Annotated in this window: 21 protein-coding genes and 1 tRNA gene; 15 read left to right on the top strand and 7 right to left on the bottom strand. The window is 66.0% G+C overall.

Annotated elements, in window-relative coordinates:
• Window positions 1-2 precede the first annotated feature (2 nt).
• From hadC to ABIA30_RS08830, 8 genes are all read left to right on the top strand, one after another.
• Complete coding sequence (gene hadC, locus ABIA30_RS08865; protein WP_370064233.1) at window positions 3-515, top strand: (3R)-hydroxyacyl-ACP dehydratase subunit HadC; 513 nt, start codon at window positions 3-5, stop codon at window positions 513-515.
• A 145-nt stretch (window positions 516-660) separates the two neighbouring features.
• Window positions 661-733, top strand: a tRNA-Trp gene (locus tag ABIA30_RS08860).
• Window positions 734-796: 63 nt separating this feature from the next.
• Complete coding sequence (secE, locus tag ABIA30_RS08855; RefSeq protein ID WP_370064231.1) at window positions 797-1,261, top strand: preprotein translocase subunit SecE; 465 nt, start codon at window positions 797-799, stop codon at window positions 1,259-1,261.
• A gap of 47 nt (window positions 1,262-1,308) precedes the next feature.
• Window positions 1,309-2,097 (top strand): transcription termination/antitermination protein NusG, encoded by a 789-nt coding sequence (nusG, locus tag ABIA30_RS08850; protein WP_370064229.1) that lies wholly within the window; start codon window positions 1,309-1,311, stop codon window positions 2,095-2,097.
• A 72-nt stretch (window positions 2,098-2,169) separates the two neighbouring features.
• Window positions 2,170-2,601, top strand: a complete 432-nt coding sequence (gene rplK, locus ABIA30_RS08845; RefSeq protein WP_370064227.1) for a 50S ribosomal protein L11 — start codon at window positions 2,170-2,172, stop codon at window positions 2,599-2,601.
• Window positions 2,602-2,699: 98 nt separating this feature from the next.
• Window positions 2,700-3,410, top strand: coding sequence for a 50S ribosomal protein L1 (rplA, locus tag ABIA30_RS08840; RefSeq protein WP_370064225.1), 711 nt, complete (start codon window positions 2,700-2,702; stop codon window positions 3,408-3,410).
• Window positions 3,411-3,535: 125 nt separating this feature from the next.
• On the top strand, window positions 3,536-4,174 hold the full coding sequence (locus ABIA30_RS08835) for a M15 family metallopeptidase (RefSeq protein WP_370064223.1): 639 nt from the start codon (window positions 3,536-3,538) through the stop codon (window positions 4,172-4,174).
• A 95-nt stretch (window positions 4,175-4,269) separates the two neighbouring features.
• Window positions 4,270-6,123 (top strand): fatty acyl-AMP ligase, encoded by a 1,854-nt coding sequence (locus tag ABIA30_RS08830; RefSeq protein ID WP_370064221.1) that lies wholly within the window; start codon window positions 4,270-4,272, stop codon window positions 6,121-6,123.
• A 4-nt stretch (window positions 6,124-6,127) separates the two neighbouring features.
• On the opposite strand, the gene ABIA30_RS08825 is transcribed toward ABIA30_RS08830, so the two are convergent.
• The 3 genes from ABIA30_RS08825 to ABIA30_RS08815 all read right to left on the bottom strand — a co-directional run bounded on the left by ABIA30_RS08825 (window position 6,128) and on the right by ABIA30_RS08815 (window position 9,355).
• Complete coding sequence (locus ABIA30_RS08825; protein WP_370064219.1) at window positions 6,128-6,991, bottom strand: cyclopropane mycolic acid synthase family methyltransferase; 864 nt, start codon at window positions 6,989-6,991, stop codon at window positions 6,128-6,130.
• 57 nt (window positions 6,992-7,048) lie between these two features.
• On the bottom strand, window positions 7,049-7,894 hold the full coding sequence (locus tag ABIA30_RS08820; RefSeq protein ID WP_370065462.1) for an alpha/beta fold hydrolase: 846 nt from the start codon (window positions 7,892-7,894) through the stop codon (window positions 7,049-7,051).
• A 96-nt stretch (window positions 7,895-7,990) separates the two neighbouring features.
• Window positions 7,991-9,355, bottom strand: coding sequence for an ABC1 kinase family protein (locus tag ABIA30_RS08815; RefSeq protein ID WP_370064217.1), 1,365 nt, complete (start codon window positions 9,353-9,355; stop codon window positions 7,991-7,993).
• Between the two features lie 174 nt (window positions 9,356-9,529).
• On the opposite strand from ABIA30_RS08815, the gene ABIA30_RS08810 reads away from it, so the two are divergent.
• Window positions 9,530-10,372 (top strand): hypothetical protein, encoded by an 843-nt coding sequence (locus tag ABIA30_RS08810; RefSeq protein ID WP_370064215.1) that lies wholly within the window; start codon window positions 9,530-9,532, stop codon window positions 10,370-10,372.
• A 92-nt stretch (window positions 10,373-10,464) separates the two neighbouring features.
• Here the strand turns inward: ABIA30_RS08810 and ABIA30_RS08805 are convergent, their stop codons facing one another.
• Window positions 10,465-11,064 (bottom strand): DinB family protein, encoded by a 600-nt coding sequence (locus ABIA30_RS08805; protein ID WP_370064213.1) that lies wholly within the window; start codon window positions 11,062-11,064, stop codon window positions 10,465-10,467.
• Window positions 11,065-11,066: 2 nt separating this feature from the next.
• Entirely contained in the window at window positions 11,067-11,585 is a 519-nt protein-coding gene (locus tag ABIA30_RS08800; RefSeq protein WP_370064211.1) for a DinB family protein, read from the bottom strand.
• 61 nt (window positions 11,586-11,646) lie between these two features.
• Here ABIA30_RS08800 and ABIA30_RS08795 point away from each other — a divergent pair, with 61 nt between their 5' ends.
• The 4 genes from ABIA30_RS08795 to ABIA30_RS08780 are packed head-to-tail and all read left to right on the top strand — an operon-like array spanning window position 11,647 to window position 18,367.
• A complete protein-coding gene (locus tag ABIA30_RS08795; RefSeq protein WP_370064209.1) occupies window positions 11,647-12,606 on the top strand; it encodes a helix-turn-helix transcriptional regulator in 960 nt (319 codons plus the stop codon).
• Between the two features lie 52 nt (window positions 12,607-12,658).
• Complete coding sequence (locus tag ABIA30_RS08790; RefSeq protein ID WP_370065460.1) at window positions 12,659-16,828, top strand: NEW3 domain-containing protein; 4,170 nt, start codon at window positions 12,659-12,661, stop codon at window positions 16,826-16,828.
• Entirely contained in the window at window positions 16,825-17,433 is a 609-nt protein-coding gene (locus ABIA30_RS08785) for a malonyl CoA-ACP transacylase (RefSeq protein WP_370064207.1), read from the top strand. Before ABIA30_RS08790 ends, ABIA30_RS08785 begins: the two co-directional genes overlap by 4 nt.
• A 25-nt stretch (window positions 17,434-17,458) precedes the next feature.
• A complete protein-coding gene (locus ABIA30_RS08780; protein ID WP_370064205.1) occupies window positions 17,459-18,367 on the top strand; it encodes an ROK family protein in 909 nt (302 codons plus the stop codon).
• Here ABIA30_RS08780 and ABIA30_RS08775 read toward each other — a convergent pair.
• Window positions 18,268-18,696, bottom strand: coding sequence for a winged helix-turn-helix transcriptional regulator (locus ABIA30_RS08775; protein ID WP_370064203.1), 429 nt, complete (start codon window positions 18,694-18,696; stop codon window positions 18,268-18,270). The genes ABIA30_RS08780 and ABIA30_RS08775 overlap by 100 nt on opposite strands.
• 69 nt (window positions 18,697-18,765) lie before the next feature.
• On the opposite strand from ABIA30_RS08775, the gene ABIA30_RS08770 reads away from it, so the two are divergent.
• A complete protein-coding gene (locus tag ABIA30_RS08770; RefSeq protein WP_370064201.1) occupies window positions 18,766-19,194 on the top strand; it encodes an anthrone oxygenase family protein in 429 nt (142 codons plus the stop codon).
• A gap of 3 nt (window positions 19,195-19,197) precedes the next feature.
• Here ABIA30_RS08770 and ABIA30_RS08765 read toward each other — a convergent pair whose 3' ends face one another.
• Window positions 19,198-20,082, bottom strand: a complete 885-nt coding sequence (locus ABIA30_RS08765) for a glycosyltransferase family A protein (protein WP_370064199.1) — start codon at window positions 20,080-20,082, stop codon at window positions 19,198-19,200.
• 466 nt (window positions 20,083-20,548) lie between these two features.
• On the opposite strand from ABIA30_RS08765, the gene rplJ reads away from it, so the two are divergent.
• A complete protein-coding gene (rplJ, locus tag ABIA30_RS08760) occupies window positions 20,549-21,076 on the top strand; it encodes a 50S ribosomal protein L10 (RefSeq protein WP_370064197.1) in 528 nt (175 codons plus the stop codon).
• Window positions 21,077-21,091: the final 15 nt, after the last annotated feature.

The raw sequence follows: 21,091 nt of genomic DNA, 5'->3' as shown, positions 1-21,091 counted from the left end.
GCATGGCATTGAAAGCCGATGTCCTCGGGATGATCCACAAGTACCCCGAGGTGTTCGTGGTGGGCCGTGAGCAGGTGCGCCAGTTCGCCAAGGCGGTCAAGTCGGATCATCCGGCCTCGATCGATGAAGCGGCCGCCGCCGAGCTGGGCCACGACACCCTGGTTGCCGGCCCGACGTTCGTGTCGATCGTCGCGCTGCTGGTTCAGCAGGATTTCTTCCGCACCGTCGATGTCGGCATGGAGACCATGCAGATCATCCAGGTCGACCAGAAGTTCGTCTATCACCGCCCGATCAGGGTCGGGGACCGGCTGCACGCGACGGTCGAGATCATCTCGGTCGAGCACCGCTTCGGCGCGGACATCGTGCAGACCCGTAACACCCTCACCGATGACGACGGTGGCCTGATCATGGAGGCGTTCACCACGCTGATGGGCCATGAGGGCGACAATTCGGTGTCGGTGCACTACGACCGCGAGACCGGGCAGGTCCTGCGGTCGGCGGCCACCGCGGATTAGTAACTCGGACTTGGGCCGATGTACACTCGGTCCTCGGGACTTCACCCCTTTCAGCGCGCTGTCCGTCGGTTTCGCATCGACCGATCGGAGAGCGCGCGAACTGTGTGAGGACCCAACCGGATGTGACGGGTAGGCCCGTCGCTGAAGGGGCGTAGCTCAATTGGCAGAGCAGCGGTCTCCAAAACCGCAGGTTGCAGGTTCAAGTCCTGTCGCCCCTGCTCAACTGAAGACCGATGTGGACACTGGAGAAGTGACCACCTGTAACAGACGAAAGGCATGCGGTGAGCGACGAGCGCGATAGTGCCGGCTCCGCAGGCGCCGACAACGACGCGACCGATAGCGAGTCGACCGGTCAGACCGTCGTGGTGACGCGTCCGGCACGTCCGACTGGCAAGCGGGCTCGACGGACCGTCGAGGTTGTCGAGGATGCTGCCGACTCGGATTCCGCGTCGGAGGCGGACGAAGCTGCTTCGGAGGACTCCGAGTCCGACGCGAAGAGCGATGCGAAGAAGACCAAGGCGAAGAAGGCCAAGCCGAAGCAGGACGGCCCCTCGCGCAATCCGTTGGTGTTCGTCTGGAACTACCTCAAGCAGGTGGTGGCTGAGCTGCGCAAGGTCATCTGGCCGAACCGCAAGCAGATGGTCAGCTACACGTCGGTCGTGCTGGCATTCCTGGCATTCATGGTCGCGCTGATCTTCGGCGTCGACTTCGGCCTGGCCAGGCTCGTGATGTTGGTGTTCGGCTGACGCTGACGCGCCTGACGAGCTGAAGAATTGAGAGAGGACTGACTACCGTGACGACTTTCGATGGCGAACTGCCCTCGGATGAGTCCGACGTGACCGCCGAGGCAGTCGAGTCGGTGGAGACGGTCGAGGCCGACGACGTTGACGACGCAGCACCTGAAGCGGCCCCGGAGGCCGCCGAAGAGGCAGTGGCTGAGGACGAGGACGAGGATCCCGCGGTCGCACTCAAGAAGCAGCTGCGCCGTCAGCCGGGCGAGTGGTACGTGATCCACTCGTACGCCGGGTACGAGAACAAGGTGAAGGCCAATCTCGAGACCCGCGTGCAGAACCTGGACGTCGGCGACTACATCTTCCAGGTCGAGGTTCCGACCGAAGAGGTCACCGAGATCAAGAACGGCCAGCGCAAGCAGGTCAACCGCAAGGTGCTGCCGGGCTACATCCTGGTCCGGATGGAACTCAACGACGAATCGTGGGGCGCGGTGCGCAACACCCCGGGTGTGACCGGGTTCGTCGGTGCGACCTCACGGCCGTCGGCGCTGTCGCTCGACGACGTGGTCAAGTTCCTGCTGCCGCAGGGCGCCGCGAAGAAGCCGGCCAAGTCGACGGGTGCGGCCGCCGCATCCGGCGCCGCTGCCGAGACCGGTGGCCTGGAGCGCCCCGTCATCGAGGTGGACTTCGAGGTCGGCGAGTCGGTCACCGTCATGGACGGCCCGTTCGCCACGCTGCCCGCGTCGATCAGCGAGGTCAACGCCGAACAACAGAAGCTCAAGGTGCTGGTGTCCATCTTCGGACGCGAGACGCCGGTCGAATTGACCTTCACCCAGGTCAGCAAGATTTAATCGCGACCGCCAACTCGCGATTAGCAGGAACGTAGTCGCACCGCGACTACCTAGAAAGGAACACCACAACTCATGGCCCCGAAGAAGAAAAAGGTCACCGGGCTTATCAAGTTGCAGATCCAGGCCGGGCAGGCCAACCCCGCCCCGCCGGTTGGTCCCGCGCTTGGTCAGCACGGTGTCAACATCATGGAATTCTGCAAGGCGTACAACGCTGCGACCGAATCGCAGCGCGGCAACGTCATCCCCGTGGAGATCACTGTCTACGAGGACCGCAGCTTCACGTTCGCTCTGAAGACCCCGCCCGCCGCTCGGCTGCTGCTGAAGGCTGCCGGTGTGCAGAAGGGTTCGGCTGAGCCCCACAAGACCAAGGTTGCCAAGGTCAGCTGGGACCAGGTGCGCGAGATCGCCGAGACCAAGAAGGAAGATCTCAACGCCAACGACATCGAAGCTGCTGCCAAGATCATCGCCGGCACTGCCCGGTCGATGGGTATCACGGTCGAGTAGCGCGCGGATCGACCCGACTACCGGGTCGAGTATCCGCATTCAAAACGCGGGAGAGCCCGCTTCGGCTCGCTAACCGCAAACTCTGAACTGGAGAAACAATGAGCAAGAACAGCAAGGCATACCGCGAAGCCGCCGAGAAGGTGGACCGCGATACCCTGTACACCCCCCTGGCCGCCACGAAGCTGGCCAAGGAGACTTCATCGAAGAAGCAGGACGCGACCGTCGAGGTGGCGATCCGGCTGGGTGTCGATCCTCGTAAGGCAGACCAGATGGTGCGCGGCACCGTCAACCTGCCGCACGGCACCGGTAAGACCGCCCGCGTAGTGGTGTTCGCGGTCGGTGACAAGGCCGAGGCCGCTGCGGCTGCCGGCGCCGATGCCGTCGGTAGCGATGATCTGATCGAGAAGATCCAGGGTGGGTGGACCGACTTCGACGCGGCCATCGCGACGCCGGACCAGATGGCCAAGGTCGGCAAGATCGCCCGCGTGCTGGGCCCGCGTGGCCTGATGCCGAACCCGAAGACCGGCACGGTCACCCCGGACGTGGCCAAGGCCGTGTCCGACATCAAGGGCGGCAAGATCAACTTCCGCGTCGACAAGCAGGCCAACCTGCACTTCATCATCGGCAAGGCGTCGTTCGACGAGACCCAGCTGGTCGAGAACTACGGTGCGGCGCTCGACGAGGTGCTGCGCGCCAAGCCGTCGTCGTCGAAGGGCCGGTACCTGAAGAAGGTCACCATCTCGACCACCACCGGCCCGGGCATCCCGGTCGACCCGGCGGTCACCCGGAACTTCACCGAAGAGGCCTAGGCCGAAGGCCGGATCCCCCGGCAGTCAATTTCCGCTGAAAGTGCGGTCTCGTAAAGAGGCCGCACTTTCTGCTTTCCGGATGTCCTCGGGCCTGTCGGCACGCAGATGTGTGGGACCCTCTGTGCATGTTTGTGCGAACGCTGGCGCTGCTCGGCGCCTTGTGCGTAATGACGGATCTCGGCGCTGCGGCCGCTGATCCGGTGCCGCCCGTGTCACCGCAGGCGCAGGCCGCGGGGCTGGTGGATGTCCGGTCGGTCGTCCCCGACGCGCTGATCAACATGCGTTATGCCACTGCCAACAATTTCGTCGGTTTTCCGCTGTACCCGGCCGATGCCCGCTGCCTGGTGCATCAGTCGATGGCGCCGGGGCTGACGACGGCCGCCCAGATCCTGCGTACCGGTGGTGAGCGGTTGGTGTTCTGGGACTGCTATCGGCCACACGACGTTCAGGTTCGGATGTTCCAGGCGGTGCCCGACCCGCATTGGGTGGCCAAGCCGACCGACTTCGCCCGCAGCCACGAGAGCGGCCGGTCGGTCGACGTGACCATTGCCGGGGTCGACATGGGTACCGATTTCGACGACTTCAGCCAGCGTGCGCTGGCCTTTGCCACCGAGGGCGTCACCCCGCAGCAGCAGGCCAATCGGGCTCGGTTGCGGGACGCGATGACCGCCGGTGGTCTGACCCCGTACTCAGGGGAGTGGTGGCATTTCGACGGTCCGGGTGCCAAGGAGCCACGCCCAATTCTTGACGTCCCAGTCAATTGATCGCCTGGTTGTGCCTCGTCGGATCTTGGCGCCGACTATGATTTCGCGGCGGGTCATAGGCCTGCGAAGGCTGTACCTACTCCTAGACTCTGGTCATGGGTGGCGCCATCGAAATCGACTGCGCGCAGCGCGCACGACTGGACCTGGCCGACTTCTTGGACGCCAATGGCGGCATTGTTCTGCCTGATGGCACCAATGTGGTGAGTTTCCTGGATCGTCATATCGCCAACATCGGCGAAGTAGTCGCCTACCGCTATCTCGACTACAACCACGACCCGCAGGGCGAGGCCATCGACCTGACCTGGCCGCGGTTGGGTGTTCGACTGCGGGCCGTAGGCGCCCGCCTGCAGCAGGTTTGCGACCGCGGGGACCGGGTGGCGATCGTGGCGCCACAGGGCATCGAGTACATCGTCGGATTTTTCGCAGCCATCAAGGCCGGCAACATCGCCGTCCCACTGTTCGCGCCTGAACTGCCCGGTCACGTCGAACGTCTCGAGGCCGTGGTGCGCGACGCCCGACCTGCCGTCCTGCTCACCACGGCCGCCGCCAGCGCGGCGGTCCGCGATTTCGTCCGCACGTTGCCGCGCAACCGGCGCCCGCGGATCATCGCCATCGACGAGGTCCCCGACTCGGTCGGCACCACCTTCACCTCGGTAGAATTCGGCACCGACGACATCGCCTACCTGCAATACACCTCGGGATCCACCCGGACGCCGGTCGGGGTGGAGATCACCCATCGCGCCGTCGGCACCAACGTGCTGCAGATGGTCATCTCGACGGGCATCGATTGGGACACCCGCAGTGTCAGTTGGCTGCCGCTGTTCCACGACATGGGCCTGCTGATGATCGTCTGCGTCGCGGTCTTCGGTACCCAGCTGACGCTGATGTCGCCATTTGCGTTCGTCCGCCGGCCGCAGCGCTGGATTCGCCAGTTGGCCATCGAATCCCAGCAAGGCCCGACATTCGCGGCCGCGCCCAACTTCGCCTTCGAACTCGCCGCCGAACGTGGGCTGCCCACTGAAGGCGAAGATCTCGACCTGAGCAACGTGGTGTCGTTGATCAACGGTTCCGAACCGGTGAATCCGCACTCGATCGCGAAATTCAATGCGGCGTTTGAGCCTTACCGCCTGCCCAGCACCGCAGTGAAGCCGTCGTACGGCATGGCCGAGGCCACGTTGTTCGTCTCGACGATCAGCCTCTCCGCCGCAGCGAGCACCGTGTATCTGGATCGGGAGGAGTTGGGCGCCGGCCACGCGGTGCCCGTCGACCCGGAATCGCCCGACGCCGTTCCGCAGGTGTCGTGCGGCCAGATCGCCCGCAGCCAGTGGGGCGTCATCGTCGATCCCGACAACGACACCGAACTCCCCGACGGCCGAGTCGGAGAAATCTGGCTGCACGGCGACAACATCGGCATCGGCTACTGGTCCCGGCGCGAGGAGACCGAGCAGGTCTTCGGCAACAAACTGCAGTCCCGGTTGCCTACGGGCAGCCATGCCGACGGCCTGGGGACCGACGCCAGTTGGTTGCGTACCGGGGATCTGGGTGTCTACCTGGACGGCGAGCTGTATATCACCGGTCGGGTCAAGGATCTGATCATCGTCGACGGGCGTAATCACTACCCGCAGGACATCGAAGCGACCGTGGCCAAGGCGTCACCGGCCGTGCGCTCGGGCTATGTCTCGGCATTCGCGGTGCCCGCCAGCCTGATGCGCGGAGCGGCCGGCGATGAAGCCGGTGAGTGTCTGGTGATCGTCGCTGAACGCGCGACCGGCGCCGGCCGGGTGGATTCGCAACCGGTGGCCGACGACATCCGCGCCGCGGTGTCGCGACACCACGGTCTGGCGGTGGCCGACGTCCGGCTGGTGGCTGCCGGGGTGATCCCGCGGACCACCAGCGGGAAGCTGGCCCGTCGGGCCTGCCGGGTGCGCTACCTGGACGGTGAGTTGTAGCTCGCTACTTCTGCAGCGTGTACTGGTGGACGCTGGTGTAGCCCTCGTCGAACAGCTTGACGCAGCCGTTGAGGTACTTGTCGTAGCGGTCGTAGACCTCCGGCGACTGTGCGGCGATCGCCTCTTGCTTGCGTGCCTGCAGCGCGGCGGCCCAGTCCTGCAGCGTGCGGACGTAGTGCGGTCCGATCTCGTCCACCCGGGTCACCTTGAAGCCGGCCTCGGCGGCGTAGGCCCGCGGCATCCACGCCGACGGCAGCTGCCCGCCGGGGAAGATCTCCTTCATGATGAACAGCACGAATTTGGCCAGGTCCATGGTCAGCGGGATGCCCCTGCTCTGAGCATCGTCGGAGCCGCTGATCGTGGTGATGGTGTGCAGCAGCATCCGGCCGTCGGCCGGTAGTGCGTCGTAGCTGCGCTGGAAGAAGGCCGGGTAGCGGTCGCGGCCGAAGTGCTCGAACGCACCGATCGACACGATGCGGTCGACTTTGCCGTCGAACTCCTCCCAGCCCTGCAGCCGGACCTCTGAGGTGCGCTTGCTGTCGGCCTTGGCGAGCCGCTCCACGGCGTAGTTGCGCTGCTGCTCGCTCAGGGTCAGGCCGATGACGTTGACGTCGAACTTCTCCATGGCGCGCTGCATCGCGCCACCCCAGCCGCAACCGACGTCGAGCAGGGTCATGCCGGGCTCAAGGCCCAGCTTGCCCAAGGCGAGATCGAATTTGGCGATCTGGCCTTCGTCACACGTGGAATCGGCATGCTCGTAGAACCCGCAGGTGTAGCCCATCGTGGGGCCGAGGAACAGTTCGAAGAATTCGTTCGAAATGTCGTAGATCGACTGAAGCTCGTCGTATTTCGGCTCTAGTTTTGACATCGCTTCCAGGCTATCGAACCCAGCTGTGAATCGTTCGATAACCGCGCGGGCGTGACGTCAGTGTGCTTCGGCGAATGTGGTGGTGAGTTCGCTGACGATGCGGTCCCACAGCGCCTGCGGTAGGTCGTGGCCCATCCCGTCGAACAGCACCAGCCGCGCCCGCCGGATGCTCTTGGCGATCGCCCGACCGCCGGTCGGACGCATCAGTTTGTCGGCCCGGCCGTGGATGACGACCGTCGGAGCCGTGATGTCCTTGTCGTAGTGCGCCAGGCTGCCGCTGCCGAGGATGGCCCCGAAATGGCGCGCGACTCCGGCTGGGTAATAGGACCGGTCGTAGTATTCGGCCGCGTCGGTCTCGGCTTGATCGCTGGGCGTCGGGTAACCGGGACTGCCGATGATCCGGCCGACCCTGATCGTGTTGGCGATGACGCCCTCGCGCGAGCTGTCCTGCGGGCGGGTGGTGATGGCCTGCAACTGCTTTGGACCGGGGGGTGGCAGCAGCGCTCGGTTGTTACTGGAGAAGATCACCCCGAGGGCCTTGGTGCGGTGCCCGTGGCGCGCCGCGAAGACTTGGGCGATCATGCCGCCCATCGACCCACCGACGATGTGCGCCCGGTCGATCTTCAGGTGGTCCAGCAGAGCGGCCGCGTCGTCGGCCATGTCCTCCAGGGTGTAGACCGATGCGTTGCCCAGGCCGAGGTAGAACCGCATCATCTTGGGCAGGAATGCCGAGCCGGTGTGGCGGCCGTCGAACTTGGTCGACAAGCCGACGTCGCGATTGTCGTACCGGATCACCCGATAGCCCCGGCGCACCAGCTCGTCGCAGAAGCCCTTGCGCCACAACAACAACTGCGCGCCCAGGCCCATGATGAGCAGCACCGCGGGATCGTCCGGATTGCCCATGTCTTCGTACGCGATGTCCAGCTCGCCGGACTTGGCGAAGCCGGCGCGGATCTGCGGGTCGGCGGCTTGTTCAGGGTTCACTGCGTCCTACTCGGGTCAGGCCTTCGGCGTCGACGGCTCGTCGAGCTCGGCTTTGTGTTCACGGCTGATGTCGACCATGAAGTTGGCGAAATATCCCTTCAGCTGCGGATCATTCATCATCTGCCACTTGGGTGCGAGCAGTTTCATATAGCGCTCGACATAGAGGAACTGCTTGCCGATCAGCACCAGTTCGCGCGGCAGCCGGACGTCGTAGCCGTCGGCCAGGGCCGAGAGCTGCTTGCCGATCTCGGAGTACGACATGTCGCCGAGTGACTTCATGGTCAGTGGGGTGGCGAAAGCTTCCAGGTCCTTGGCGGCCTGGCCCTCCGGCTTCACGGTGCCGACGGCGCCCAGCAGCACCACGATCTTGCCGGCCGAAGCATGGTCCTTCTTGACCAGCAGTGCGTGGATCAGCTCGCGCAGCAGCCAGCGGGTACGTGGGTCGATGCGGCCCATGATGCCGAAGTCGAAGAAGACGATCCTGCCTTCGGCGTCGACGTGCAGGTTGCCGGCGTGCAGGTCGCCGTGGAACAGGCCGTGTCGCAGACCGCCCTCGAACAAGCTGAAGACCAGTGCCTTGACCAGGTCTTCGCCGTCGAATCCGGCCTTGCGGATGGCCACCGCGTCATCGATGCGAATGCCCTCGACCCGTTCCATGGTCAGCACACGCTCGCTGGTCAGATCCCAGTAGACCTGCGGTACCCGGATGTTCCGCCCCAGCGGCGAGGAGTGCATGTGCGCGACCCAGGCGTCCATCGACTGGGCTTCCAGCCGGAAGTCGAGTTCCTCGGCCAGGTTGTCGGCGAAGTCGGCGACCACGTCCTGGGCCGACAGGCGCTGACCCAGCTTGGCCAGTTCGACCACCTGGGCGCCGCGCTTGAGGATCTGCAGGTCGGCGGCCACCCGCTGGCGGATGCCGGGGCGCTGGATCTTCACCACGACCTGTTCGCCGGTGTGCAGGGTGGCGTAGTGCACCTGAGCGATCGACGCGGACGCGAATGGTTCCTCGTCGAATGACCGGAACAGCTCGGCCGGGTTGCCGCCGAGCTCCTCGCGCAGCAGTTTGTGGACTTGCTCCTGGTCGGCCGGCGGCACGCGGTCCAGCAGGCTGCGGAACTCCCGGGACAGCGGCTCGCCGAACGCGCCTGGGCTGGAGGCGATGATCTGTCCGAGCTTGACGTACGTGGGGCCGAGATCAGCGAACGTCTGCGGGACCTGGGCGATGACCTTCTGCTGCAGTGAGCCCTTGCCGAGCAGACTGGCCACGACGCGTGCGCCGGTCCGGGTGACCTGCCAGCCGGTGGCGCCGATCCGGGCGGCCTCGACCGGCAACGGCACCCGGCCCAATCTGGCAACCTCGCGGTTCGGTGACTTGCTCATCGACTCAGTGTCTCAAAACCGCGGGTACCGCCAAAAAATGTGTCCCGGGTCACACCGCGTGACTCGATGCGTCGAGAGTGACGAATTGGCGGTTCCCATCGCCACGAAGGCCGCCGTTTCGTCAGTTTCGAAGTGTCATGGAGCCGATTGGGGCAGCTATGCGTCCAAACAGGTGTGTCTGTTTCATTTGTCGGAGGCGAAGCAATCGCGGCCGGGCGTCTCACCCGAGCCCAGTTGCGTCACCGGTATCGACCGATCTTTCACGGGATCTACGTCCCGCGACGCTACGAGATAACGCTGCGCGACCGGATTGACGCCGCACTGCTCGCCGTGCCATCCGCCGTCGTCGCCGGCGTTGCGGCGTCGGCGATCCACGGCGCCAAATGGGTCGGCGATGAGATTTCCATCGAGCTTGTCGCAGCGTGCCGGGGCCAGCGGGGCCTTATCGTTCGCAATGAAACTCTTGGTGAAGATGAACTGGCGATGATCGCCGGGATATGGGTCACCACACCTGCGCGCACCGCATTCGATCTTGCGCGTCACTTACCGCGCCATCCCGCTCTGGCACGGCTCGACGCACTCATGAGTTCCGCACCGTTCGCAGTGGACGACGTCGCTCTACTTGCCAAGCGGCACAAAGGAGTCCGGGGGCTTCGACGTCTGCCGGCCGTGCTGCCATTGGTCGACGGCGGCGCTGAGTCGCCCCGAGAGACGTGGCTGCGGCTGTTGTTCATCGACGCCGGGTTGCCTGAACCCACGACGCAGTTCGTCGTCCGCAATGAGTCAGGTCGCTATGTCCGGCGAATCGATATGTGCTGGGAGGACTTCAAAGTCGGGGTGGAGTACGACGGAACGCAGCACCTGACCGACCGAGTTCAATATGCCAAGGACGTGCGGGTCGATCGGGAACTGCGGCGACTGCAGTGGAACATCATTCATGTCATCAAGGAGGACCGTGACGCCGAGATCGTCGAGCATGCCCGCGCAGTCCTGCGTGCGCGGGGGTGGTACGGGTAGCACCGTTGTGCGTTGAGACCGACGAAATGGTGGCTATCGGGTGAACTGACAACCGCCATTTCGTCGATCTCGACGGATACCTCGACAGAGGCTTAGGACGCGGCGGGCCGCCAGCGCTTGATCCACTCGGTCTCGGGCCACTGTTCGTTGGCGGCCAACAACTCGTACATCGTTGCGCCGTCGATGGATTCGCGAATGATGTCGGCGTGGCCGGCATGCCTGGACAGTTCCTCCACCAAGTGCAGCGCCACCCAGCGCGCCGACCAATGATCGACGTCGGCCGGGAACCATGGCACCTCGTGCGGCACCGGAACCAGGACGTTCAAGTCGGCATCGGCGAAGGCCTGCAGCGTCACGGCATTCTGCGCGCGCAGTGCGGACAGCAGGGTCTCCAGGGTTTCGTCCTCGCCCATCACATACTGATCGGCGTAATCGGCCATCTGTTCGGCTATCGGGCGCGGATCCCGCGGCGGGAAGTCCGGCGCGGCCAGCACCCGGTCCGTCCAACCCCGTTGCACCCCGGTGATGTGTTTGATCAGGCCGCCGACGGACAGTGCGCTGACCGACGGGGTCGACCTGGCCTGTTCGTCGGTGAGGCCGTGAGCGACGGCGGTGAAGGCGTCCTGCTGGAAGGTCAGGAAATTCAGCAGCGACTGGCGTTCGTCAGCAGCAGGGGCGGGCAGTCCGGGCACGGTCAGTTCTCCTTGTTGTTGGTGTGGGTGTAAAGGTCACGGATGCAGGCGATTTCAGCTCCGTGGTGGATCACTTCGCGGTTGATGTGCAGCACCAGGGTGGCCATGGACAGGTCGGCGTACGGACCTTCGGCGGGTCCGCACGGCCGAGCCAGCGCGGCGTCGTCGAGCCCGCGGACCCCACTCATCCAGTCCGCGTAGGCGGCGTCGAGCTGGTTCAACGCGGTGTGCGCGTCGCGGGCGTAGGGCCAGGACGTGTAGTCGGCCGGCGGGCCGCCGAAGTGGGAATGATTGCGCACGGCCAACACGCCGACGATGACGTGTGCCAGCCGCCAGGCGATGGTGGTGAACGGCGCGGGATCCGGTGGGGGATAAGCGAAGTCGATGGACCCGTCCGGGTGGACGGTCCAGCAGCCGCCGACCGGCCGCCAGAAGTACTCGTCGTCGGTGAGCTCGGCGAGTCGGGGTCGTAGTTGATGTTGCCAGTGCCATTCGAGTTGGTCGCCCAGTTCGGGGGTCATGCGAGAAGCCTTTCATCAAATTAGGACTGTTTTTGTCCTATGAATGCGGCAGGGTGGTGACATGTCGGAAACCGCGAGCCGGGTGCTGCAACTGCTGGGACTGCTGCAGTCGCGGCGGGTATGGACCGGGGCGGAGTTGGCCGAGCGGCTCGGCGTCACCGGGCGCAGCGTGCGCCGCGACATCGAGCGGTTGCGCGATCTCGGCTACCCGGTGCAGGCGAGCAAGGGTCGCGACGGCGGCTATCAACTGGGTGCGGGTGCCGCACTGCCCCCGCTGCTGCTCGACCCGGACGAGGCCGTGGCGATGGCAGTGTGCCTTCGGCTGGCCGCCGGTGGCAGCGTGGCGGGCGTAGGCGACTCCGCACTGCGGGCGCTGGCCAAGATCGATCAGGTGATGCCGGCGCGGTTGCGATCACAGGTGGCAGCAGTGCACGACGCGACCGTGACCCTGACCGGCGGCGCCGCTGCCGAATCGGTGTCCCCCGACGACTTGATGACGCTGGCTCGGGCCTGCCGGGACCGCGAGCACATCGCACTCGGGTACACCGACATCCGCGGCAACCGCACCCAGCGACGACTGGAGCCATATCGGCTGGTGACCACCGGTCGGCGCTGGTACCTGCTGGCCTACGACCGTGACCGGGCCGACTGGCGCACGCTGCGACTGGACCGGATGGCCGAGGTCCGGGCCGCGGGGACGACGTTCGTGGCTCGGCCGGCACCCGACGCGGCTGAATACGTCCGCCGGGCCATCTCGTCCTCGCCGTACCGATATGTGGCCAAGGTCCGCTATCACGCCCCGGAAAGCGCAGTGGCCCAGGTGTTTTCCGCGGCCTCGACGCAGATCGAACCGGACGGACCGGACCACTGCATCGTGACCACCGGGGGCGACGACCCGCAGCGCATGGTGCTGTATCTGGCGATGCCCGGCTACCGGTTCGAGGTGCTTGAGCCGCCCGAGGTGGTGGCCGCGACCCGGGCCGTAGCCGAACGACTCGGTGCTGCAATGCCACCCGGCTAGCGACGTTGCGCCGTAGGGTGCAGGAGTGTCGACGGGACGATCCCTGCGAATGATGCGCGCGATTTCTGCGACTGCAACCGAGCTTTTTGTGGGGCCGGTCGACGAGCTGTTGCAAGTCGTCCGGGTGGCCTACACCGGATGCGTCGAGCCGACTGTCGTTCGCGTGACTGGTGACGGATTGACCGGCCAAGCGGTGGCCGAACCGGGCGATGGCACCGTGGAGATCCCGGTGGCCATTCAGGCTCCGGTGCCGGGCCACGTCCGGGCAGCACAGGTGGAGATCGGTGGCGCGGCCCTCCCGTTCGAGTTCGTCGTCGCCGAGCCTGGCTGGACGATGTTCATGATCAGCCATTTCCATTACGACCCGGTCTGGTGGAACACCCAGGGCGCCTACACCAGTGTGTGGACCGAGGATCCGCCCGGACGCTGCCGACAGACCAACGGCTTCGAGCTGGTCACCGCCCATCTTGAAATGGCAAGGCGCGAGCCGGAATACAAATTCGTCCTGGCAGAGGTCGACTATCTCAAACCGTACTGGGACACCCACCCCGAACAGCGGGCGTACCTGCGCAGGCTGCTCGCAGAGGGCCGTCTCGAGATCATGGGTGGTACCTACAACGAGCCCAACACCAACCTGACCAGCCCGGAGACCGCGATCCGTAACTTCGTGCACGGCATCGGCTTTCAGCACGGAGTGATGGGTGCCGACCCGGCGACTGCCTGGCAGCTCGATGTGTTCGGCCACGATCCACAGTTCCCGGGGATGGCCGCCGACGCCGGCCTGACGTCCAGTTCGTGGGCCCGCGGCCCGCACCACCAGTGGGGGCCGATGCACCGAGACGGCGATCCCGAACGGATGCAGTTCGCCAGCGAGTTCGACTGGATCGCCCCGTCCGGGCGCGGGCTGCTCACCCACTACATGCCGGCGCACTACGCTGCGGGCTGGTGGATGGATTCGGCGGCATCGCTGCGGGAGGCCGAGGAATCGACCTATCAGACCTTCACCAAGCTGAAAAAGGTTGCGCTGACCCGCAATGTGCTGCTGCCGGTCGGCACCGACTACACGCCGCCCAACAAATGGGTCACCGAGATCCACCGAGACTGGGCCGACCGCTACACCTGGCCTCGGTTCGTCTGCGCGCTGCCGCGGGAATTCTTCGCGGCGGTGCGTGCCGAACTCGCGGACCGCGGCGCGTCTCCGTCTCCGCAGACCCGGGACATGAATCCGATCTACACCGGCAAGGACGTGTCGTACATCGACACCAAGCAAGCCAATCGGGACGCCGAGCATGCGGTGCTGCAGGCCGAGCGTTTCGCGGTGTTCGCCGGGTTGCTCACCGGCGCAACGTATCCGCAGGCGGCGCTGGCGAAGGCCTGGGTGCAGTTGGCCTACGGCGCGCACCACGATGCCATCACCGGCTCGGAATCCGATCAGGTGTACCTCGATCTGCTCACCGGCTGGCGCGACGCCTGGGAGCTCGGGCGCACAACCCGGGACAATGCCCTGCTGCTGCTGTCCCGTGCCGTCGACGGTGACATCGTGGTGTGGAATCCTTTGGCACACAGCCGTACCGACGTCGTCACCCTGCGCCTCGACGAGCCGCTCTCCGGCGCGTTGGTCGACGCCGCGGGCGAACCGGTGCCCGTGCTGACCGAGAACGGCGGCCACACTGTCAGCTGGCTGGTGTCTGATGTGCCGTCGCTGGGCTGGACCTCCTACCGGATTTCCGGTGCCGCCTCGTCGTCTGATTGGGAACCGTTGTCCGGCAACACCATCACCGCCGGCCACTACCGGTGCACGGTCGACCCGAGTCATGGCGGCGCGGTATCCGCACTGAGCAGGGACGGCATCGAGTTGGTTGCCGCCGGACGGTTCGGCAATGAATTGGCCGTCTACGACGAGTATCCGGCTCATCCGACGGAGAACGAAGGGCCGTGGCATCTGTTGCCGAAGGGACCGGTGCTGGTCTCCTCGGATCACGCCGCCGACACGGCACAGGCCTACCGCAGTGTGCTGGGGCAGCGGCTGGTGGTGACGGGCAGCGTCGGCGCGGTACTGCGGTACACCCAGACCATCACGTTGTGGCACGGCGTGGACCGGGTGGACTGCCGCACTGTGATCGACGAATTCACCGGAGCCGACCAACTGCTGCGGCTGCGCTGGCCGTGCCCGGTGCCGGGTGCAATGCCGGTCAGCGAGGTCGGCGATGCGGTGATCGGCCGAGGCTTCGGCCTGCTGCACCAACGGGATTCGCACCACGCCGTCGACACTGCGGAGCACCCCTACACCCTGGACAATCCCGCCTATGGGTGGTTCGGACTGTCGTCGGCGCTTCGGGTGCGGGTACGCGACGCCCTCGGTGAGGGGGTGCGGGCGGTATCGGTCGCCGAGGTGGTGGCCGCCGACCCGACGGTGCCCACCCGGGACCTGATGGTCGCGCTGGTGCGGGCCGGTGTCACCGCCACCAGCAGCACCGCTGACCGGCCGCGCTACGGCGATCTGACCGTCGACTCGAACTTGCCGGACGCCCGGATCGCTCTTGGGGGATCTGACGAAAACCCTTTCACTGCAGCGGTATTGGCTGCGGCCGACCCGCAGTATGCCGAGGAACTGCAGCGTCGAATCGCGACCGGGGCCGCTCGGCTCTGGGTGCCCGCCGAGGCAGATCTGCTGAAGCGCTGGGTTCCCGGCGCCGACCTGCGGGATGTGCGGGCATTGCCGGTGCTGATCCTTGCCGGGCGGGCTGCGGTAGCCGATCTGATTGCTGATCTCGCAGACGGCGAGATCAGCGTCGAGCAGGACTCGGTGGCCGGCGCGGGGCCGTTCGAATCGCGGACCGTGGCCGTATTGAACCGCGGGGTGCCGGGTTTCGCCGTGGAGCCCGATGGGGTGCTACATACCTCGTTGATGCGCTCGTGCACCGGCTGGCCCTCGGGCACCTGGATAGATCCGCCGCGTCGCACCGCGCCCGACGGCTCGAACTTTCAGCTCCAGCACTGGACGCACACGTTCGACTATGCGCTCGCGGCCGGCGACGGCGACTGGCGCACGGCGGCGATGGTGGGCCGCAGCGCCGAGTATTCACAACCGCTGATCGGCGTACACACCGATCACCCCGCGGTGGCCGGCGGACTACCCTGCGCCGGTTCGTTACTCAGCATCGAACCGGCGGGTGAGGTGACGCTAGGCGCGCTCAAGGCCACCGGCAACCCGATCGCCTGCGGCAGCAGCGCCGCCATCGACCCCAGCGCGGGTATCACGCTGCGGCTGGTGCAGACCTCGGGGCGTCCCACCGACGTCAACATCACCGCGGGCATCCGGCACCTGGCAGAACCGGTACGGCTCGATCTGCTCGAACGGCCCGCCGCCGCACCCGCCGCGGCGCTGAACCTGCACGGCTTCGAAATCGCCACGGTGCGCGCGCGATTGGATCTGCCCCATGTGCTCAATGGCGATCACACCATGCTTGCGCCCGATGCCGAAGTGGCCCAACCGCTTTACGCCCGGTACTGGCTGCACAATCGGGGTGCTGCGCCGCTCGGCGGATTGCCTGCGGTGGCCTGCCTGCATCCGACCGAGGTTGCCGCGCACCCGAATGCTCCTGTGCGCCTGCGTCTTACCGCTGCCAGTGACTGCAATGATCTGGCATTGCACGGTCGGGTCCGGTTGGTCTGCCCGCCCGGCTGGTCCGCAGCGCCGGCCGAGCTCCCGTTCATGCTGCCACCGGGTGAGTATCTGGAGACCGAGGTGACGGTCCGGGTGCCGCCGCAAACACCGCCCGACCGTTACCCGGTACGGGTGGAGTTGGCCGTCACCGGCGGCGGCAACCACGGCCAGATCCCGGCGTCCTGGCGCCAGGTGGTCGAGGACGTCTGCGTGGTGAGCGTCGGCGAAACCTCCGCCGAGCTGCTCAAACTCGTTGCCGAACCGGAGTCGGTCGACGTGGCCGCGGGCGACACTGCCGGACTGAGTGTCACGGTGGGCACCGATGCCGGAGCCGCCCTGAGCCTTGAGGCACATCTGATCAGTCCCTGGGGTACCTGGGACTGGCTGGGGCCCAGCGTCATTGGCGCCGAGCTGAGCGCCCGTGGCAGCGTCAGACTCGACTTCGAGGTGGCACCACCGGCCTGGGTGCGGCCCGGCCGCTGGTGGGCGCTGGTGCGCGTCGCGGCGGCGGGACGGCTGTTGTACACGCCCGCGGTGGCGGTGACGGTCCGATGAACGTCGCCACTGTCGGAGGCCTGCCGGTGTCGGTCGCCGATCTCGACGCACGGGAATCCCGTTTGCGTGCGGGGCCACTCGCCGCGGCGCTACCGCGGCCCGGCACCAGCGAGGGACGGCAGTTGCGGCGCTGGCTGACGCAGCTTCTGGTCAGTGAAGTGGTGGTCCAGCTGGAAGCGCAGTCGGCACGTCTCGACGACGGCGTTGCGCCGTCGGAAGCCGAGCTGCTACCCGACACCGCGGCCCGCCTCGAGGTGGGCAGTGTCGCCGCGGCCGCTTTGCAGCAGCCGCTGGCTCGGGCGCTGTTCGTGCATCTGACCCGGCAGATCGGGGTCAGCGAACAGCAGATCGCCGACTACCACGCCCGCAATCCGCTGCGCTTCGCCGCACCGATGCCCACCGAATCCGGTTGGCGGACAGCGCCGACGGAGCCGCCACCTCTGGCGCAGGTGCGACCGGCGATCACCGATCATCTGTTGGGCTCGGCTCGGCGTCAGGCTTTCCGCCGCTGGCTCGATTCCCGGCGGGCGGCATTGGTGCATTTGGCGCCCGGCTACGAGCATCCTGGGGATCCGAGGCAACCCGACAACACCCACACCCACTGATGTCCGAATTGGTCCTGGCACTCTGATGTCCGAATTGGTCCTGGCACTCGACATCGGTGGCACCAAGATCGCCGCCGCATTGGTGGATGCCAACGGCCGGTTGGTTCACCGGGCCCAACTGCCCACCGCACATGCCGATGCCGAAGCGGTCTGGTCGGGCGTCGACGCCCTGGTGGGGGAGGCGCTGAGGGCGGCCACAGGACGTCCCGTCGCCGGTGCGGGGGTCAGCTCGGCCGGACCCGTCGACGTACCCACGGGGACGGTCAGCCCGATCAATATCATTGCTTGGCAACAGTTTCCGATCGTCGAGAGACTCGCCGAGCGAACCGGACTGCCGGTGCGGTTGGGCGGAGACGGCTTGTGCATGGCGATGGGGGAATGGTGGCGCGGAGCCGGCCGGGGCTCGCGGTTCATGCTCGGCATGGTGGTGTCCACCGGCATCGGCGGAGGCTTGGTACTCGACGGTGCGCCGTATGCCGGCCGCACCGGCAATGCCGGCCATGTGGGCCACGTGGTGGTCGAGCCGGGCGGGCTGCTGTGCGCCTGCGGTGGCCACGGTTGTGTGGAGACGGTGGCCGCCGGCCCGCATCTGGTGCAGTGGGCACGCGGGCAAGGTTGGGCCGCCTCCCGGGATGCCGACGCGAAGTCCCTTGCCGATGCCGCCCACGCCGGTGATCCTTTGGCGCTGAGTGCCTTTCACCGCGGTGCCCACGCACTCGCGGCAGTCATCGCGTCGGTGGCCGCGGTGTGCGATCTCGATCTGGTGGTGCTCGGCGGCGGGGTGGCTCAGGCCGGTGAGTTGCTGTTCGGGCCGTTGCGGGAGCGGCTGGCGTATTACGCCGGGCTGAGCTTTCTCCGTGAACTGCGGGTGGTGCCGGCCGCGCTTGCCGGCGATGCCGGACTGGTCGGCGCTGCCGCGCTGTTCAGGTCGTGAGAAGCATTGCGTTCCATATGGTTTCGTCCCCAGTCGCACAATGCCCACAACACCGGTCCCAGGGTCTTGCCGTACTCGGATATCGAATAGTGTACGCACGGCGGCACGGTCTGCGCGTCGTGCCGGTCCAGGATGCCGTCGTTGACCAGCTCGTGCAGATGCCGGATCAACATCCGTTCGGTGATGTCGGGAATGCTGCGCCGCAGTTCGGCGGTGCGCATCGGACCGTCCGTCAGCCGCCACAGAATGGTGCCCTTCCAGCGGCCGTCGATGACCGACAGGGCGGCGTCGATCGGGCACTCGCCGATCTCTCTCTTCGACACTGCCATCGCGGCCTCCTTGCTGACTAATTTGTCAGTACCTTGTTTTTTGTCAGCATAACTACCAGGGTCGATGTCATGGAACACCTTTTGCAGATCCTGGCTGTGATAGCCACCGGAACGCTGGTCGGAGTGGAGTTCGGGGTTGCCGCGTTCACCAATCCGATCCTGGAACGGTTGCCTGACGACGCCTACCGGCAGGCGCGTGCCACCGGCAGCCGGATTCTCGGCACGGTGATGCCGTTCTGGTACATCGCCGCGATCGCTCCGGTGGTGGTGGTCGCGATCTTGGGGCGGTCACCGTTGGCTATTGCCGCAGTGGTGCTGATGGCGCTGGTGTTGGTCCTGACGCTGAGCGTCCTGGTCCCGATCAACAACCGGGTTGCGGCATGGGCAGGTGCCCCGATGCCGTCGCGGGAACTGGCGCACCGTTGGGACCGGCTGCACTGGCTGCGGGTGGCGCTGCTGGCAATGTCCTTCGTATTGGTGGTGTTAGGCGCAACCTAGGCGTCAGTTCCGCTCCGGCCGAACCAGTTCGGGTCGTAGTGGCCGCATGAACGCCGGTCGGCGGGGCCGGAAGTCCGGCCGGAACGCCGGCAGCCCGAACGCCGACCACAAGGAGGCGCCACGAGGTAGCGAGGGGTGCAGACCGAAGTCGTCGAGCAGGTGCGGACGGTAGGGCAGCGCTGGGCCGAGAAGCATGCTGCCCGAATGGTTTTCGCCGGTATCCACCTGGTAGACCGCGCCGGGGAACGGCAGCGGTTCGAGCATGCGGCCACGTTCCCGCCACCATTGCACGGCGTAACGGTGACCGGCGAGGATCTCTTCCATCTGGTCGTCGCCGAACGCATCGGCGATTTCATGCTGGGTCGAGGCGATGGTCAGATCCGGTGACACCTGATACGCCTCGAGTGGCAGGATGAACGAACTGCCGCAAATACGAAATAGATTGCGCCGCAACGCGTATGCATTGCGTGATCGCGAATACATCCAGCCCCGGGCGATCATCCAGCCGTCGTGGCCGGGATTGGCATGAGTGAATGCCGCGATATCGCGGTGCACGAAATCATCGGAGTCGACGAACATCACGTATTCGGGTGCGAACGCCCGCGCCGCCGCCAGCCCGACGCCGATCTTGGTGCCCTTGTCCCAGATGAACGGCGCCATCCCGGTGCGCGGACCTCGGTGCCCGGTCGGTGCCGGGAAGTCGACTTCGACGAAGTGGGTGCGATCCGGCAGCGTGAAACTCGGCCGCTGATTACCCACCACGATGGTCACGTATTCGTCCGAGGACTGGTTGGCGATCGAAGCCAGAGTGCCCTGGAGGAAGGCTTCCGCCCGGCCGTAATCGGCGGTGTTCACCGGATGTCGGAGGGTGGTTATGAATGCCAGCACCCGCGGCGTCCTTTCGTTTCGTCGATATCGAAGGCGTCAATATTGCTCAAAGGCGGCTCTAATAATTGTCACAGCTCGGTGGGGGTTAGCCGGGGATTTCGTGGCAATACGCTGTGAAGATTGACCGCGGGCCGGCGAGCGGTGCCGCAAGTGAATGCTGATGCGGCCGGGAGTCGCTGAAGTCGGCTTGCGGGGGCGTATGCGGATGGCGCCCGCGGCACGCGTTTTGGCTGATCGGTCGGCCATCGGCTACTCTGATCCGGTTCCACCGAAGACCGTCGGTCACCGAGCAATCGGTTGAAGGTCCGGGCAATGCCCGGCGGCCCACGCAGGAGGACGAGGTAGTCAGATTTTTCTGTGCGCCCCGACCTGTCTGCGTCGGGGCGCTTGTCATTTCCGGCCCTGATCCGGGCCAATCTTCCGGCAGTCTCCAGTGGGCCGACGAATACACCACAAGGAGGCATGCATGGCCAAGGCTGACAAAGCCACTGCGGTCGCTGACATTGCCGAACAGTTCAAGGCCTCGACGGCCACTGTCGTGACCGAGTACCGCGGTCTGACGGTTGCCAATCTCGCCGAGCTGCGTCGCTCCCTGGGTGCCTCGACGACCTACACGGTCGCCAAGAACACCCTGGTCAAGCGCGCTGCCTCGGAGGCCGGAGTCGAGGGCCTCGACGACCTGTTCGCAGGTCCGACCGCCATCGCATTCATCGCCGGCGAGCCGGTCGATGCGGCGAAGGCAATCAAGAAGTTCGCGAAGGACCACAAGCAGCTCGTCATCAAGGGCGGCTACATGGACGGCCGTGCGCTGTCCGTGACAGAGGTCGAGAAGATCGCCGACCTCGAGTCGCGCGAGGTGCTGCTGTCCAAGCTGGCCGGCGCACTCAAGGCGAAGCAGTCCCAGGCCGCGGCGCTGTTTGTTGCGCCCGCGTCCCAGGTCGCCCGTCTGGCTGCCGCACTGCAAGAAAAGAAGGCTGCCGAAGAGGCTGCCTGACCCATCTAGACCAAA

This window comes from Mycobacterium sp. MAA66 (assembly GCF_041261665.1).
Taxonomy (GTDB): domain Bacteria; phylum Actinomycetota; class Actinomycetes; order Mycobacteriales; family Mycobacteriaceae; genus Mycobacterium.
The sequence above is the reverse complement of the archived record's forward strand: the minus strand, read 5'-3'. Positions and strand labels throughout refer to the sequence as shown.

Coding starts and splice junctions, on each gene's coding strand:
- hadC (WP_370064233.1), top strand. CDS start 3: ATGGCATTGAAAGCCGATGTCCTCGGGATGATCCACAAGTACCCCGAG.
- rplK (WP_370064227.1), top strand. CDS start 2,170: ATGGCCCCGAAGAAGAAAAAGGTCACCGGGCTTATCAAGTTGCAGATC.
- rplA (WP_370064225.1), top strand. CDS start 2,700: ATGAGCAAGAACAGCAAGGCATACCGCGAAGCCGCCGAGAAGGTGGAC.
- ABIA30_RS08835 (WP_370064223.1), top strand. CDS start 3,536: ATGTTTGTGCGAACGCTGGCGCTGCTCGGCGCCTTGTGCGTAATGACG.
- ABIA30_RS08830 (WP_370064221.1), top strand. CDS start 4,270: ATGGGTGGCGCCATCGAAATCGACTGCGCGCAGCGCGCACGACTGGAC.
- ABIA30_RS08825 (WP_370064219.1), bottom strand. CDS start 6,991: ATGTCAAAACTAGAGCCGAAATACGACGAGCTTCAGTCGATCTACGAC.
- ABIA30_RS08820 (WP_370065462.1), bottom strand. CDS start 7,894: ATGGGCAATCCGGACGATCCCGCGGTGCTGCTCATCATGGGCCTGGGC.
- ABIA30_RS08815 (WP_370064217.1), bottom strand. CDS start 9,355: ATGAGCAAGTCACCGAACCGCGAGGTTGCCAGATTGGGCCGGGTGCCG.
- ABIA30_RS08800 (WP_370064211.1), bottom strand. CDS start 11,585: ATGACCCCCGAACTGGGCGACCAACTCGAATGGCACTGGCAACATCAA.
- ABIA30_RS08795 (WP_370064209.1), top strand. CDS start 11,647: ATGTCGGAAACCGCGAGCCGGGTGCTGCAACTGCTGGGACTGCTGCAG.
- ABIA30_RS08790 (WP_370065460.1), top strand. CDS start 12,659: ATGCGCGCGATTTCTGCGACTGCAACCGAGCTTTTTGTGGGGCCGGTC.
- ABIA30_RS08785 (WP_370064207.1), top strand. CDS start 16,825: ATGAACGTCGCCACTGTCGGAGGCCTGCCGGTGTCGGTCGCCGATCTC.
- ABIA30_RS08780 (WP_370064205.1), top strand. CDS start 17,459: ATGTCCGAATTGGTCCTGGCACTCGACATCGGTGGCACCAAGATCGCC.
- ABIA30_RS08775 (WP_370064203.1), bottom strand. CDS start 18,696: ATGGCAGTGTCGAAGAGAGAGATCGGCGAGTGCCCGATCGACGCCGCC.
- ABIA30_RS08770 (WP_370064201.1), top strand. CDS start 18,766: ATGGAACACCTTTTGCAGATCCTGGCTGTGATAGCCACCGGAACGCTG.
- rplJ (WP_370064197.1), top strand. CDS start 20,549: ATGGCCAAGGCTGACAAAGCCACTGCGGTCGCTGACATTGCCGAACAG.